Genomic DNA, 14352 nt, shown 5'->3' on the forward strand with positions numbered 1-14352 from the left:
CCTAGTTTTTGAAAAAAATTAAACATTTAGTAAAAACGACTCAAATACTAGATTTCCAATTACTTTACCTCTCTCTGTTAAAGAAATATATCCGCCAGTATCATTAATTAATTCTCGTTGCTTTAAATCTTTGATTGTGTCGTTATAAACATCATCAATTGTTTTATTAAATTTTTGTTCGAACCGTTTTCTACTAACGCCTTGATTCATTCTTAAACCTAGAAACATTTCCTCTTCCATTTGTTCACTTTCTGTTGGATAAACTGAGTCAAGAACGGGCCTTTCCTTATTTTGTATCTTATTTATATAATGATTCACAGGGTTTACATTATTATATCGCTCGCCATTTACATAACCACTTGCCCCTGCGCCAAATCCATAATAGCCTTCGTTTTTCCAATATACTTTATTATGCTCTGATTCATGTCCTTTTTTACCAAAATTTGAAATCTCATATTGGTGTAATTCAGTCTCGTGCATTCGCTTTAATAAATATTCGTACATTTCTTCACCAACATCTTCGTTTGGAATTTTCAATTGACCTTTACGGTACATATTATAGAATTGAGTTTTTGGCTCTAAAATCAATCCATAACTTGAAATATGATCAATATCCATCGCTAACGCTTTTTCTAAACTTTCTTGAAAATCTTCTAGGCTTTGCTGGGGTAGATGATACATTAAATCTAAACTTATAGAAGGTATACCAACTTTCCTTGCATTGTTCACTGCTCTATAAATGTCCTCTGTCTTATGAGAACGTCCTAATATCGCTAGTAATTCGGGTTTGAATGTTTGAACGCCCATCGATAATCTATTTACACCATAATCTCTTAAAAGTTGTACTTTGGCTAAAGTTAGTTCGTCCGGATTGGCTTCAAAACTAAATTCACCTTTAATTTCAAAAATATCTGTAATTGCAGTTAATAGTTTTTTCAGTTGCTCATATGATAAAGCGGTAGGTGTCCCACCACCCACAAAAACGGTTTCTAAAGATCTAACTTCGCTCTGTTTCATTTCGTTAATTAAGCAATCTAAATATTGATCCACTGGTTGATTTTGTATAAAGTATTTATTGAAATCGCAATAAGTACAAATTTTGACACAGAAAGGGATATGGATATAAGCACTTTTCACTTCCATTTTTGAAATGACCTTCTTTCGTTAAATAAAATAGATTCATATAACAAAAACTGGGCCATAAATCGAATGGATTTAAGGCCCCAATGTTTAAAAAATCATATTAATCTTCGTCCATCTTAAGCACTGCAAGGAAAGCATCTTGTGGTATTTCAACATTACCCACTGCTTTCATTTTTGCCTTACCAGCTTTTTGCTTTTCTAATAATTTTCTTTTACGACTAATATCGCCACCATAACACTTAGATAAAACGTTTTTACCCATTGATTTTATATTTGTACGAGCAACTATTTTTTGTCCAACTGCTGCTTGTACCGGTACTTCAAACTGTTGTCTAGGTATTAGCGTTTTAAGCTTTTCAACTAACGCTTTCCCTCTTTCATATGCGAAGTCTTTATGAACAATAAAGCTAAGTGCATCTACTTTCTCTCCATTTAGTAATATATCCATTTTAACTAAGTCGCTTTCTTTATTATCAATAAATTCATAGTCAAAAGAAGCATAACCTTTTGTATTTGATTTTAGCTGATCAAAGAAATCAAACACTACTTCAGATAAAGGCAGTTCATAGATAATATTGACGCGTATATCATCTAAATACTCCATATTAATAAATTGGCCACGCTTACGTTGACACAATTCCATAACTGCCCCCACATAATCGTTTGGTACCATCATTGTCGCTCTTACAAAAGGTTCATAAATCGTATCAATTTGATCTCTTTCAGGCATATGCGCTGGATTATCGACTGAGATTTCATCACCATTTTTAAGAATACATTCATAAATTACAGATGGGGCTGTAGCGATTAATTCTATTCCAAATTCACGTTCAATACGTTCTTGGATAATTTCCATGTGCAACATGCCTAAAAAACCTGTTCTGTATCCAAAACCTAATGCTTGAGAAGACTCAGGTTCAAATTCTAATGAAGCATCATTCAACTGTAACTTCTCTAATGCTTCACGTAAATCGTTATAGTCTTTATTGTCTATAGGGAATAAACCGCAGAAAACCATTGGGTTCATTTTCTTATATCCTTTTAACGGCTCAGCTGCTGGACGGTGTATATGGGTAATTGTATCCCCGACACGTGAATCATCTACATTTTTGATACTAGCAATGACATAACCAACATCTCCAACAGTTAGCTCGCTAACTGGTAATTGTTTTGGTGTATTGATGCCTACTTCTGTAACTTCAAAAGATTTTCCTGTAGCCATCATTTTTATTTCATCACCCGTTTTCAAAGTACCTTCAACAATTCTAATTGATGAAATAACCCCTCTGTAGGGATCATATTCTGAATCGAAAATCAATGCTTTTAATGGTTCGTCTGGATCTCCTTGTGGTGGTGGCACGACTTCTACAATTTTTTCTAATATATCATCAATACCAATATTTGATTTTGCACTAGCTAATACAACATCATCTTTATCTAGTCCTATGACATCTTCTACTTCTTGCTTTACACGTTCAGGTTCCGCTGCTGGTAAATCTATTTTATTCACAACTGGTAATAACTCTAAATCGTTGTCTAATGCCAAATAAACATTGGCTAATGTTTGGGCCTCTATGCCTTGTGCAGCATCTACTACTAATATAGCGCCTTCACATGCAGCTAATGATCTTGAAACTTCATATGTAAAATCTACGTGTCCAGGTGTATCAATTAAATGAAACGTATAAGTCTCACCATCTTTTGCATCATATTTTAAACGTACCGCATTTAATTTTATTGTTATACCACGTTCTCTCTCTAAATCCATGGAATCCAATAACTGTGATTGCATTTCACGTGATTCAACAGATTTAGTATTTTCCAAAATTCTATCTGCTAATGTAGATTTTCCATGATCAATATGTGCAATAATAGAAAAGTTTCTTATATTTTCACGCTTGTTTAAACGATTTTCTTTATCCATGTATTATCAGTCTCACTTTCATAATTCTAGCCCGTAATATGTATGACATTCTTTGATATAATAACGTTTTTATCTACTAATTGCAAACTTGATAAAATTAATAGTAAAATTTGAATTTATGTTTATCTTTCGTCGCTTATGTTACTATTTTTACTAATATCTTTTCTTGTTATAATTATTATTGTATCATTTATCGCGAGTTTACGCGCCTTATTATAAATAAATGATTGCAGAAACTTGGTTGTTTTGATAAAATATTTCTTGTTGTAATCAAATTAATTTTTGATAGCGAAGATCACACTTTTAGGAGGTGACAGACATGCCAAACATTAAATCTGCAATTAAACGTGTTAATACTACTCGTGTAACTGAGGAACGTAATATTTCACAAAAAAATGCAATGCGTACAGCTGTGAAAAGAGCTCATACAGCAATTGACACTAACGCTGACAACAAAGCTGAATTAATTAGCTTTGCATTGAAAAAAGTAGATAAAGCTGCGCAACGCAACTTAATACATTCTAACAAAGCTGCTAGAATTAAATCTTCTTTAATGACAGCTGCTAAATAAACTAAAGTTCAAGCCTACGCTTGAACTTTTTTTATTTCAATATTTCATGCGACCTGCTACATAAGATTAGCCCAGAAATGATTTATAATAAGAGAAATCATTTCTGGGCTTTTTTACAACTTTAATATTTATTAGTTTTAGCATCATAACTATCAACATGCTTTATAATTCATCTACAGAAATCTATCCAGTGAAATGACTAGACGAAAACAAAAAGCTTCACATTTATAAGGACAAAATAAACAATTCGAGGATAAGGTGTTTATCCATATAAGATGACTTTAATTTATAATCTGTTTCTGCGCAATTATCAATAATATTTAATAAACTTTCTAATTCATAATGCCTTGCTTGGTTTAAAGCTAACTTCACCCTATAGGGATGAACGTTGATTGTTTTAGCAATTTGTTGGCCACTATATCCTTTTTGTCCCAATATTTTACTTTGATAAAAAAGTCGATAATTACTTGTAATCAGTGCTAATAATTTTATAGGCTCCTCTTTCATTGCTATTAAGTCTTTAACTAGTTGAATGGCTTTTGATTTTTTATTTTTTTGTATATATTCAGTGAGCAAAAAAACATTTTGTTCTAGACTTCTATTTACAATTTGATGAACATCATCTTTATTAATAGTCGTTCTATCACCCAAAAATAAAATGAGTTTTTCTATCTCTTGCTTAACAACATTAAAATTAACTCCTGTTAATTCAATAACTAAATCAAGCGCATCTTGCTTAATATCTTTATAATTCTCATGCAGTTGACTTTTTATCCAATGTTTTATTTCTTCTTCTGACATTTGTTCTATCTTTTTAATTTGCGCATGTTTTTTCAATGATTTAACAACTTTTTTTCTCTCATCTAATTTAGAATGATTAACTTCAAACAATATTAAAGTGTCACCATCATATTTTTCTATAAATTCTATCAGTTGATCAATGTTATGATTTAATTCTTTAGGCGGTTTCTCACCAGTAAAAACATATGCATTTTGTACTAGAACAGCTTTTTTATTAGAGAAAAATGGCATGGTAAGCGTTTCTTCAATAATTGGAGCTAAATCATTTTCATATAAGTTATATTTAACGAAGTTGAATTCATCTTTTGGTGCATCTAAATATTGTTCAATAACTTCAGAAGCTTTTTTTTCAATTAATTCAGGTACTTCACCATATATCGTTATTATATTGCTACTCATTCTCGGCACCCTTTCAATTCTATTACACATTTTGTAATTATAACACGCCTAATAGTTTCTCACTAACTAAAAAATTTCAATGGTATTGAGATTTTATTTCTATTTGATCTTTAAATAAAATGTTCACTTCTCCATTTACATTTGTTTGAAAAACTTTAATATTATTATATCTTAATCTATCAATAATTTGACGATTAGGAAGACCATATTTATTTTTTTCTCCTACCGAAATTAGAGCTATTTTTGGTCTAATTGATTACAATAAACTGTTACTTGTACTCGTACGACTACCATGATGACCAATTTTTAAAATATTAACATTGGATAAATGATATTTATGTATCAATTTCTCTTCGTTATGATTTGTAGCATCACCCATCAGTAATATTTTATAACTATTGTACTGTATCAATATTATAATTGATTGTTCATTTAAATTATTAGAGTTAGGAATAGTAGCATCTAACAGATTAAGTTTCGCTTTATTCATAAAAAATTGTGATTTATTTTTAAAATCTATTAACTTTATGCCTTTTTTTATACATTTCACTTTTAAAAGATTTAATTCTTTCATTTTAAAACTATTAGCATTGATAATGATACTTTTAATTTTGAGTTGTTTAATTAAATAACTTAGTTCACCCATATGATCTAGATGAGGATGAGTAATTATAACGTAATCAAGTTCTTTTACATTATGTCGTTTTAAAGTTGATAAGATATGATATCTAGAAATATTATGATTCGCAACTTTTTGTTTCGAATTAAAGTTACCACCCGTGTCGATTAATAGTGATTCGTGGTATTGAGTTTCAAATAAAAGTGAGTCCCCTTGCCCTACATCCAACATAGTAAGTTGATATGCATGCACTTGAGGTAGCATTGTAGAGACAATATACAAAGTAATTAAAGTAATTGACATTAGTTTATAGCATTTATGAACGAATAGAACTAAGGTCAAAAATGCAACGATAGTTATTATAGCTATTTGAAGATTATTTAATGTAGGAATATACCATTTGAAAAAGTTGAGTTTATCAAAAACTTCAACCATTTTATCATGAAAAATAATTAATAAGTTATATAAATTGGTTATAATAATAGGTTTGAATGGTAAATGTATTATAAAAGTAAGAAAAATAACAAAAGGAAATAGTATGAAAGAATAAAATGGAACAAAAAAGATATTAGATATCAAGCCAATCCATTGAATTTGGTGAAAATGGATACAACTTAAAATAAATGAACTTAATTGTGCTATCCATGTGATAGCGCATAAAGATTTAAAGATACCTAAATTCTTTAGTAATGGGCTGGCAAAAAGGATTGAAAAAGTAATTAAAAACGAAAGTTGAAATCCGATATGATAAATTAACGAGGGGGTTAAAATTGTTAAGCAAATAAATAAAAAAGCTAAAACGTTCATTGAATGCTTTATAATGTATTTTGGAAAAATGATTATTATCAAACTCATTAATATTGCTCTGACGGCACTTGCCGACATGTTTGTATACATGCAATAGATAGGTAATAATATGATTAATATTATTTTAATTAAAAACAATGGGCATTTTAATCTGTTAAGTATATAGCATATAATTGTAATAATAATAGCAATATGTGTCCCGCTAATAGCCAGAAGATGCGCTATGCCAATTTCTTTTATTCTATCTAATTCATCTTTATTCATAAGTGATGTATCACCTGTTATAAATGCAATCGTTTTTTCAGGTGAAATTATTTTCCATTGTTGCATTCTTTCGTAAATCAATGCTTTATGTTTATTTAAAATATCAGTAAAGTTATTATTGTTAGTTTTACAACTTGAAAGATGAATATTTTGAATCATAAAAATAAGATTGGAATTTGGTTCGTTTTTTAAAGTATTAAATTTCCCATTGACTTTACAGGTTTTTTGTAATAAAAAAGCAGAAACTTTTTTTAAATCTATATTTTTTGATGTTTGTAAATTATAAACGTAAGTATAATGTTTTTTATTTATTTCAATCTTACCTTTAAGTTTATGATGCTCCAAAATTGGTTTTGTAATTAACTTTGCTTCTCCTTGAAATGCTTTGTTCAAAAGTAAAGCATGGTTATTTTTTTCTAATTTTAAATCATTTTGAAACATCATATAACTACTTAAAGATATGATGGCAACCATTATAAAATGAATTACATTAAATCTTTTTCTTTTCATTATAATAAATAGGCCCAATATTAAAATAAGAGATAAAACTTTATTAAAAAGTAATAAGTTACCAGCTAAATAAGCTAAAGCATAATAAATCAATTTTATTTATTTATTAAATATTGTGCTACATGTTCTTGATTAAATGGAATTTTTTTATACACAATACCTGATTGTTTTAACAATTCTAAAGCATAATGATGATTATGGTAATCTTCAGCATAATAAATTGTTTTAATACCTGCTTGAATAATAGACTTGGTGCAATTTAAACAAGGGAAATGAGTAACATAAATCGTTGCGTCCTCTGTTGACACCCCTTGTTTTGCGCATTGTAATAAAGCATTCATTTCTGCGTGAATCGTACGAATACAATGACCATCTTCTAATAGACATCCTTCATCAATACAATGTACTTCGCCAGACACAGAACCATTATACCCTCCTGCTATAATTCTATTATCCTTTACAATCGTTGCCCCTACAGATAGTCTTTGACATGTAGAACGCAATGCTAATAAGTGACTTTGCGCCATAAAGTATTCTTCCCATTTAATACGATCCATGATACTTAGCCTCCAATTTATGTATTCTTTAATATGTTTATTATAGATTATATCGCTTTTAGAAAAATACAACAAAATTTTACATTGTTAAATGTGAACTTAATTTTTCTATCGTTTTAGCACCGAAACCATTAATTTCTTTTAACTCATCAATAGATTTAAAATTTCCATTCTGCTCACGATACTCAATGATAGATTTGGCTTTAACCTTTCCTATCCCTGGTATCGTTGTGAGTTCGCTTTCTGTTGCAGTATTTATATTTACTTTTACTACATCAGCATCCTTATTTTCTGATAAATTTGTAACAGTTTTATTTTTATTCAATGGATTATTAGTTTGTTCCCCTTTTTCTGGAACATATATCATTTTTTGATCGATTAATCGTTCGGATAAGTTAATGTTCGTTAAATCAGCACGTTCTGTAGCAATAGCTTTGTCCAACAACTGTTTAATTCTATCATTACTGCTCATTTTATAAACATTAGGATGTTTTACTGCACCTTTAATATCAACATAAACAAATGAATCTTTACTATCATTATTGCTTTTTGCAGTAGTTTTTTTAGATGACCGTTCACTTTTCACATGTGGTAATGATTGATTATGGTCAGATGTTTCAATTAGTGCAGATTCATCATTTTGCTTGATTTGATCAACACCACGATTCATCAAAAATGATAGTGTTAGCACTGCAATCACTATTATAATTAGCATAACACAGGCCTTTATTTTTAAATTACATCGACTGAATCTTTCTTTGAATAATTCCCATAATGGTAACAAAAAATCACTCCTTTATACTTTACACGCATAAAGGAGTGATTTTACTTTTTATTTTTTTACAACGAAGAACAAGCGCTCTCCTTTTTGATTATGGTTATTGATTTCAAAATCAACGAATGTTGTTATATTTTTAAAGCCACATGATTCTAACATTTTAGTGTAAACATCTTTTGAATAAGTCTTTTGATAATGTGACTCATCAAATCTCTTATAATGCTTATCATCTTGTTTTATAAAAAACGTCATATCATGCCATACGCTTAATGGTTCTTCCCCGCGAACAGCTTCCCAAGCTAAAAATACATTTTCAGTTTCATCAATATAACTTTGATTATTGAATAAAGTATTCATTTTATGTTCTGTATGCACATCAAACATAAATATACCTTCATTCGGCTCTAAATGATGATATACTTGCTGAAAAGTGGACAACACATCTTCATATTCTGTTAAATAATTTAAAGAATCACAAAAAATAGTTATTACATCAAATTGTTGGTTTAGGTCGAAATCAGTCATATCGCCTTCAATCCAATTTACTTCACTAGATTTTTGCATCGCTATCGAAAGCATATCAACACTTAAATCCATACCAGTTATATAATCAAAATCATTTAATTTCGAGGTGAAACTGCCTGTACCACAACCTATATCCAAGATGGTTGATTTATTTTTAGCATAAAATTCTACAATATCAAGCCATGATTCGTAAGGCTGATCTAAAGTTAATTGATCATAGTAATAGCTCATTTCTTCATATTGAACCATTATTAATAAACTGCCTGTCCATAAGATTCTAAAGGTGCATCACGATATAATTTCTCCAAGTTATAATAATCACGTTCATCTTTATGGAATACGTGTACGACTACATTGGCCAAGTCAATTAAAATCCATCTTGCTTCATTAAAACCTTCCATTCGTTTCACTTCAATTTCCGCTTCGTTAGCAGCATCTTTTACTGCGCGTGCGATGGATTGTACTTGTCTTTCATTATTGCCGTGGCATACGATAAAATAATCGGTCATATCGCTAATACCTTGCATATTTAAAGAAATTATATCTTCTGCTTTTTTATTCTCAGTTGCATTGACAGCTAAATTTAATAATTGATCTGATTTCATTTAATCATCCTTTACTCTTTCGTTACTATAATTGTAATAATTCAAGCAGGCAATCGTGGCATCATAAACGGTAATATCTTGCGTGATTAAATATAAAACAGTTCGCTTAGATATTTCATAAATGGTTTTATCTAAGCTACCTTGATTGTATGCTAAATCTCGAATTTCTTCAACGCCTGGGGTTTGACGACCAGGTTCAATATAATCTGCAATAAAAACTAATTTTTCTGTTTTAGTCATTTGAGCACGACCAGTAGTATGATTTTTAATGGCAAGCAAAACTTCTTCGTCGTTCACATCGAATTTTTGTTCCATTATAACTGCACAGACTGGGCCGTGTAAGATTTCTGATCCATAGCTCAACAAGTTACTATCTAAATCATTTTGTCTAACAATCTGATACATAGATCCTAAATCATCATATTTACTATAGTCATGTAAGATACCTGCAAGTTCTGCTTTATCTTTATCCCCATCATATAATTCAGCTAATTTAACAGCCGTTTCTGCTACTCTTAGTGAATGATTAAATCTTTTCTCCGGTAATTTATCTTTTACTAACGAGACTGCTTCATCAAATTTCATATAATCCTTCCTCTCTGATATATTTTTCTACACTTTGAGGAACAAGCGTATGAATATTTCCCTGTTGTTTCACTCTATCCCTAATCAGCGTTGAACTTATATCTATGCGTGGAATATTAATTGCAATCATATTATTTGAAACTTCTTGCTTTGCTTTTCCACGATTCACAATTACAAAGGTTACCATCGATTTCAATTTATCAATCTCATACCATTTTTCCAATTGTATATATTGGTCGGTCCCTATAACAAAATATAGTTGTGCATTAGGATGCTTTTCTAAAATGTGTTTAATTGTGAGATATGTGTAACTTTGTCCCTTGCGTTCTACTTCATCTAAATAAACAAAGCCAAACCCTAGTTCGTTAATTGCACACCGAATCATATCGATTCTATATGCTGCATCTAAGTAATCATCATGCGCTTTGAGCGGCGACATATAACTTGGAATAAAGTAAAACAAATCTGGTTTAATAACATGATTCACTTCACTAGCAACAACCATGTGAGCCGTATGAATCGGGTTAAACTGCCCACCATATAAGACTATCGTTTTAGACATTATGGTAATTGAATTTGTTTATTATCATGTGATTCTTTATACAAGACAATCATAGACCCGATTACTTGAACAATTTCACTATGAGTTGCATCGCTTAAAGTTCGTGCTAAGTCATTTTTATCTTCAAAGTTGTTTTGTAATACATGAATTTTAATTAATTCTCTATTTTCTAAAATATCTTTTAATTGTTCTATCATATTTTCACCAACACCTGCTTTTCCGATTTGGAAAGTTGGATCAATATTATGTGCTTTACTTCTCAAAAATCTTTTCTGTTTACCTGTTAACATAAAATGCTCCTTTTATAAATAATCTAATACTGTGCGTTTCATAACTTCCACGTCTGGTTCTGTACCTGTCCAAATCTTAAAACTTTCTGCACCTTGATAAACAAACATATCCAAACCATTATAAATTGGGTTACCTTGGGCTTCAGCTTGTTCTAAAATGGGTGTTTTAAAGGGTACATACACAATATCACTTACTAAAGTTTCCGGGTCCAAATTTTTCAAACTAATTGGTATTTCTTGATTTGTATTCATCCCTGCTGGTGTCGTATTTATAATAATGTCGAATTCAGATAAAGCTAATTCAGCATCTGATAAGCGGATTTTATTTACATTCAAACTCCATTGATCAAACCTGTCTAAAGATCTGTTGGCTATAGTAAGTTTCGGTTGTACATATTTGGTTAATTCATTCGCAATACCTTTACTAGCACCGCCTGCACCTAATATTAAAATATAAGCCTGTTTTAAATCTGGGTACACGCGTTGTAATCCTTTAACGTAGCCGATGCCGTCTGTATTATAACCAGTCCATTTGCCGTCTTCTATTTTAACTGTATTCACAGCACCTACAGTTTCAGATTGTTCGTCAATTTCATCTAAAAAAGGTATAATGCGTTCCTTATGAGGAATTGTTACATTGAAACCTGAGAGTGCTTTATCTGAAATAATTTCTCTTATTTGGTTGAATTTATCTTCAGGAATATTAATCGCTTCATATGTTGCATTGCAATTTAAAGTTTCAAAATTGGCATTATGCATCACTGGAGATAAAGAATGATCGATAGGGTGGCCTATTACTGCATATTTCATACTCTTCACACCTTACATAATTGAATTTCTTAAAATAACATCAACATTTTTTGGCACGCGTACAATTACTTTTGCACCTACATCAATTGTGATAAAACCTAATCCCGAAATCATCACGTCACGTTTTTCTTTACCTGTTTCTAATCTTACGGCTTTAACATTACTCAAATCAAAATTTTCAGGGTTATGCGGTGGTGCTAATACAGATCCTAATTGATTTCGCCATAATTCATTAGCCTTTTCTGTTTTTGTTCGATGAATATTTAAATCATTAGAAAAGTAACAGACTAACGGTCTTTTACCACCACTTATATAGTCTATACGTGCGAGTCCACCGAAAAATAATGTTTGTCCTTCGTTAAGTTGGTACACACGTTGTTTAATTTCTTTTTTTGGCATAATTGTTTTAAGTTCATGTTCAGATACTAAATGTGTCATTTGGTGCGCTTGAATAATTCCTGGTGTATCATACATAAATGTTGTTTCATCAAGTGGAATATCAATCATGTCCAATGTTGTGCCAGGAAATCTTGAAGTAGTAACAACATCTTTTTCTCCTACACTGCGTTCTATTAATTTGTTAATTAGGGTTGATTTACCTACATTTGTAGTTCCTACTATATATACATCCTCATCATTTCTAATATTGTTAATAGAAGTTAATAGATTTTCAATACCTTCATTTTTGTCAGCAGAAATAAGTACTACGTCTTCGGCATCAAGTCCATATTTTTTGGCTGATTTCTTCAACCACTCTTTTACACGACGTTTATTTATTTGTTTTGGCAGTAGATCTATTTTATTAGCTACGAGAATAATTTTTTTGTTGCCAACAATACGTTTGATTGCATTAATAAATGATCCTTCAAAATCAAAAACATCTACAACATTTACTATTATTCCTTTTTTATCTGCTAGACCGTTAAGTAAATTTAAAAAGTCATCACTATCTAAACCTACATCTTGTACCTCGTTGTAATTCTTTAATCTAAAACATCTTTTACATACAACATCTTCACGAAATAAATTATGTTCCGGAACATAACCAGGTGCATCAGAATCTTCAGATTGTAATGGTGCACCACACCCTATACATTTCAATACATCCACTTCACTCAATCAATTTTCCTCCCATTTTATATATCCTTTTTTTCTAAAATGTTGTAATAATCTGCGTTCAATAAGGCGATTAAATTTAGTAATAAAACCATCCGTTTGTTTAACAGGTACTACCATAATAGTAAATAAACCGCGTCTATTCCCACCAAATACATCCGTTAACATTTGATCACCAATCACTACAATCTCTGATGGATTTAAATTCATAGAATGCATTGCACGATCAAACGCACGTCCTCTAGGTTTTTTAGCTTTAAAAATATAATCTACTTTTAATGATTTTGAAAAACTACCGACTCTTTTTTCATTATTGTTAGACACAATTGTAATTGTAATCCCTTTTTGTCTTGCTTCTTCAAACCATGTTTTAACCGCTTCAGTAGGATCGGCTACATCCCATCCTACTAGTGTATTGTCTAAATCAGTAACGATACCTTTTACGCCAGATTCTGCAAGCTTATCTATATCAATTTGAAAAATTGACTGTACATATTCATTTGGCATAAAGTATTTCTTTATTATACCCATTATTTCTATTCACCTTTTTTATATTTTTTTTATTAAATTTTCTACCATTGTACTAGAAGACTTTGCTGCTTTTGTTAAAAATTCATCAAATGTGATACCTGCGTCGCCATCAGCTAAATCTGAAATTGCGCGCGTGATAATAAATGGTAAATTAAATTGATAGCAAGTCTGAGCAATTGCAGTTGCTTCCATTTCTGCAGCCATCGCTTGAGGGAAATTTGTTTTAATTTTCATTCGTTGGTCTTTTGTTCCAATAAAACTATCACCGCTTACAATCAAGCCTGTCTTTGCAGTTAACTGTTGATTAGTAATTACTTGTGTCGCTTTATCAATCAATGATTTATCTGCTACGAATTGCGCTGGCATTTGTGGAATTTGTCCTAATTGATAACCAAATGCTCTAGCATCAGCATCATGATAAGCAACCATATCACTTATCACGATATCTCCTACGTTTAATGATTTATCCAATGCTCCTGCAGAACCAGTATTTATAATTAAATCAGGTTTGAACTTTTCAATTAATAATGCTGTTGAAATTGCAACATTCACTTTACCAATACCACTTTGAGTTAATACGACTGCTTTATCATTTATATACCCTTTATAAAAATATACATGTGCAATATTAATCTCTTCAAAGTCAACAAGTTTATCTTTTAAGATTGCTACTTCTTCTTCCATAGCTCCTATAATACCGATCATCGTTTTTCACCTCAATTTAAAATCCTAACCTTAGTTATTCTACCACATTTAAACCAATAGCTCGACGATTGAACGATATTTATATCAATTTATTATTTCATTCTTTTCCATAAGAAACATAAGAATAATTTCTCTGCTTTCAATTGAATTAATCTGTAAATTTCTTGCTTAATATATCAAACTATTCGAGGCTATTTAGTGAAAAAATAATCATAAAAAATACCATTCCCTAAGTCCTTGTTTTGCATTA

Annotated in this window: 16 protein-coding genes; 1 reads left to right on the top strand and 15 read right to left on the bottom strand. The window is 30.5% G+C overall.

Translation table 11 applies throughout. The annotated features are described in order from the left end of the window. Positions 1 to 18 precede the first annotated feature (18 nt). Both hemW and lepA read right to left on the bottom strand, forming a co-directional pair. Entirely contained in the window at positions 19 to 1143 is a 1125-nt protein-coding gene (gene hemW / locus KA830_RS09270; RefSeq protein WP_107526301.1) for a radical SAM family heme chaperone HemW, read from the bottom strand. A gap of 100 nt (positions 1144 to 1243) precedes the next feature. Next, positions 1244 to 3067 carry a translation elongation factor 4 gene (gene lepA, locus KA830_RS09275; protein ID WP_204180120.1) on the bottom strand — a complete coding sequence of 608 codons (1824 nt, stop codon included), beginning with the start codon at positions 3065 to 3067 and terminating at the stop codon, positions 1244 to 1246. Positions 3068 to 3386: 319 nt separating this feature from the next. Here lepA and rpsT point away from each other — a divergent pair, with 319 nt between their 5' ends. After that, a complete protein-coding gene (gene rpsT, locus KA830_RS09280) occupies positions 3387 to 3638 on the top strand; it encodes a 30S ribosomal protein S20 (protein WP_046208132.1) in 252 nt (83 codons plus the stop codon). Between the two features lie 225 nt (positions 3639 to 3863). Here rpsT and holA read toward each other — a convergent pair whose 3' ends face one another. The 13 genes from holA to KA830_RS09345 form a co-directional block, all read right to left on the bottom strand. Then, on the bottom strand, positions 3864 to 4838 hold the full coding sequence (gene holA / locus KA830_RS09285) for a DNA polymerase III subunit delta (protein ID WP_046208131.1): 975 nt from the start codon (positions 4836 to 4838) through the stop codon (positions 3864 to 3866). Between the two features lie 256 nt (positions 4839 to 5094). Further along, entirely contained in the window at positions 5095 to 7002 is a 1908-nt protein-coding gene (locus KA830_RS09290; protein ID WP_245337233.1) for a ComEC/Rec2 family competence protein, read from the bottom strand. A gap of 131 nt (positions 7003 to 7133) precedes the next feature. Then, on the bottom strand, positions 7134 to 7595 hold the full coding sequence (locus KA830_RS09295) for a ComE operon protein 2 (protein ID WP_046208130.1): 462 nt from the start codon (positions 7593 to 7595) through the stop codon (positions 7134 to 7136). 79 nt (positions 7596 to 7674) lie between these two features. Then, entirely contained in the window at positions 7675 to 8379 is a 705-nt protein-coding gene (locus KA830_RS09300) for a helix-hairpin-helix domain-containing protein (RefSeq protein ID WP_245337234.1), read from the bottom strand. A 48-nt stretch (positions 8380 to 8427) separates the two neighbouring features. Beyond that, the gene (locus KA830_RS09305; RefSeq protein WP_107365392.1) at positions 8428 to 9147 is read right to left on the bottom strand and encodes a class I SAM-dependent DNA methyltransferase; all 720 of its coding nucleotides are present in this window, start codon (positions 9145 to 9147) and stop codon (positions 8428 to 8430) included. A 2-nt stretch (positions 9148 to 9149) separates the two neighbouring features. Then, positions 9150 to 9503 carry a ribosome silencing factor gene (rsfS, locus tag KA830_RS09310; RefSeq protein ID WP_046208128.1) on the bottom strand — a complete coding sequence of 118 codons (354 nt, stop codon included), beginning with the start codon at positions 9501 to 9503 and terminating at the stop codon, positions 9150 to 9152. Then, the gene (yqeK, locus tag KA830_RS09315; RefSeq protein WP_204180119.1) at positions 9504 to 10088 is read right to left on the bottom strand and encodes a bis(5'-nucleosyl)-tetraphosphatase (symmetrical) YqeK; all 585 of its coding nucleotides are present in this window, start codon (positions 10086 to 10088) and stop codon (positions 9504 to 9506) included. It lies immediately after the preceding gene. Continuing rightward, positions 10078 to 10650: a nicotinate (nicotinamide) nucleotide adenylyltransferase gene (nadD, locus tag KA830_RS09320; protein ID WP_046208126.1), complete on the bottom strand. Its 573-nt coding sequence runs from the start codon at positions 10648 to 10650 to the stop codon at positions 10078 to 10080. Before nadD ends, yqeK begins: the two co-directional genes overlap by 11 nt. Then, on the bottom strand, positions 10650 to 10940 hold the full coding sequence (gene yhbY / locus KA830_RS09325; protein WP_204180118.1) for a ribosome assembly RNA-binding protein YhbY: 291 nt from the start codon (positions 10938 to 10940) through the stop codon (positions 10650 to 10652). Before yhbY ends, nadD begins: the two co-directional genes overlap by 1 nt. A gap of 12 nt (positions 10941 to 10952) precedes the next feature. After that, positions 10953 to 11750 (bottom strand): shikimate dehydrogenase, encoded by a 798-nt coding sequence (gene aroE, locus KA830_RS09330; protein WP_204180117.1) that lies wholly within the window; start codon positions 11748 to 11750, stop codon positions 10953 to 10955. Positions 11751 to 11762: 12 nt separating this feature from the next. Continuing rightward, complete coding sequence (yqeH, locus tag KA830_RS09335; RefSeq protein ID WP_406992545.1) at positions 11763 to 12860, bottom strand: ribosome biogenesis GTPase YqeH; 1098 nt, start codon at positions 12858 to 12860, stop codon at positions 11763 to 11765. A 9-nt stretch (positions 12861 to 12869) separates the two neighbouring features. Continuing rightward, positions 12870 to 13397 (bottom strand): YqeG family HAD IIIA-type phosphatase, encoded by a 528-nt coding sequence (locus KA830_RS09340; protein ID WP_046208122.1) that lies wholly within the window; start codon positions 13395 to 13397, stop codon positions 12870 to 12872. Between the two features lie 18 nt (positions 13398 to 13415). Continuing rightward, complete coding sequence (locus tag KA830_RS09345; protein ID WP_064208885.1) at positions 13416 to 14102, bottom strand: 5'-methylthioadenosine/adenosylhomocysteine nucleosidase; 687 nt, start codon at positions 14100 to 14102, stop codon at positions 13416 to 13418. Positions 14103 to 14352 lie beyond the last annotated feature (250 nt).

Source organism: Staphylococcus sp. GDY8P119P (genome assembly GCF_017892075.1).
Lineage (GTDB): Bacteria > Bacillota > Bacilli > Staphylococcales > Staphylococcaceae > Staphylococcus > Staphylococcus ureilyticus.

Excerpts from the sequence above, each read along its gene's own strand:
- hemW (WP_107526301.1), bottom strand. The coding sequence starts at position 1,143 with ATGGAAGTGAAAAGTGCTTATATCCATATCCCTTTCTGTGTCAAAATT.
- lepA (WP_204180120.1), bottom strand. The coding sequence starts at position 3,067 with ATGGATAAAGAAAATCGTTTAAACAAGCGTGAAAATATAAGAAACTTT.
- rpsT (WP_046208132.1), top strand. The coding sequence starts at position 3,387 with ATGCCAAACATTAAATCTGCAATTAAACGTGTTAATACTACTCGTGTA.
- holA (WP_046208131.1), bottom strand. The coding sequence starts at position 4,838 with ATGAGTAGCAATATAATAACGATATATGGTGAAGTACCTGAATTAATT.
- KA830_RS09290 (WP_245337233.1), bottom strand. The coding sequence starts at position 7,002 with ATGGTTGCCATCATATCTTTAAGTAGTTATATGATGTTTCAAAATGAT.
- KA830_RS09295 (WP_046208130.1), bottom strand. The coding sequence starts at position 7,595 with ATGGATCGTATTAAATGGGAAGAATACTTTATGGCGCAAAGTCACTTA.
- KA830_RS09305 (WP_107365392.1), bottom strand. The coding sequence starts at position 9,147 with ATGGTTCAATATGAAGAAATGAGCTATTACTATGATCAATTAACTTTA.
- rsfS (WP_046208128.1), bottom strand. The coding sequence starts at position 9,503 with ATGAAATCAGATCAATTATTAAATTTAGCTGTCAATGCAACTGAGAAT.
- yqeK (WP_204180119.1), bottom strand. The coding sequence starts at position 10,088 with ATGAAATTTGATGAAGCAGTCTCGTTAGTAAAAGATAAATTACCGGAG.
- nadD (WP_046208126.1), bottom strand. The coding sequence starts at position 10,650 with ATGTCTAAAACGATAGTCTTATATGGTGGGCAGTTTAACCCGATTCAT.
- yhbY (WP_204180118.1), bottom strand. The coding sequence starts at position 10,940 with ATGTTAACAGGTAAACAGAAAAGATTTTTGAGAAGTAAAGCACATAAT.
- aroE (WP_204180117.1), bottom strand. The coding sequence starts at position 11,750 with ATGAAATATGCAGTAATAGGCCACCCTATCGATCATTCTTTATCTCCA.
- KA830_RS09340 (WP_046208122.1), bottom strand. The coding sequence starts at position 13,397 with ATGGGTATAATAAAGAAATACTTTATGCCAAATGAATATGTACAGTCA.
- KA830_RS09345 (WP_064208885.1), bottom strand. The coding sequence starts at position 14,102 with ATGATCGGTATTATAGGAGCTATGGAAGAAGAAGTAGCAATCTTAAAA.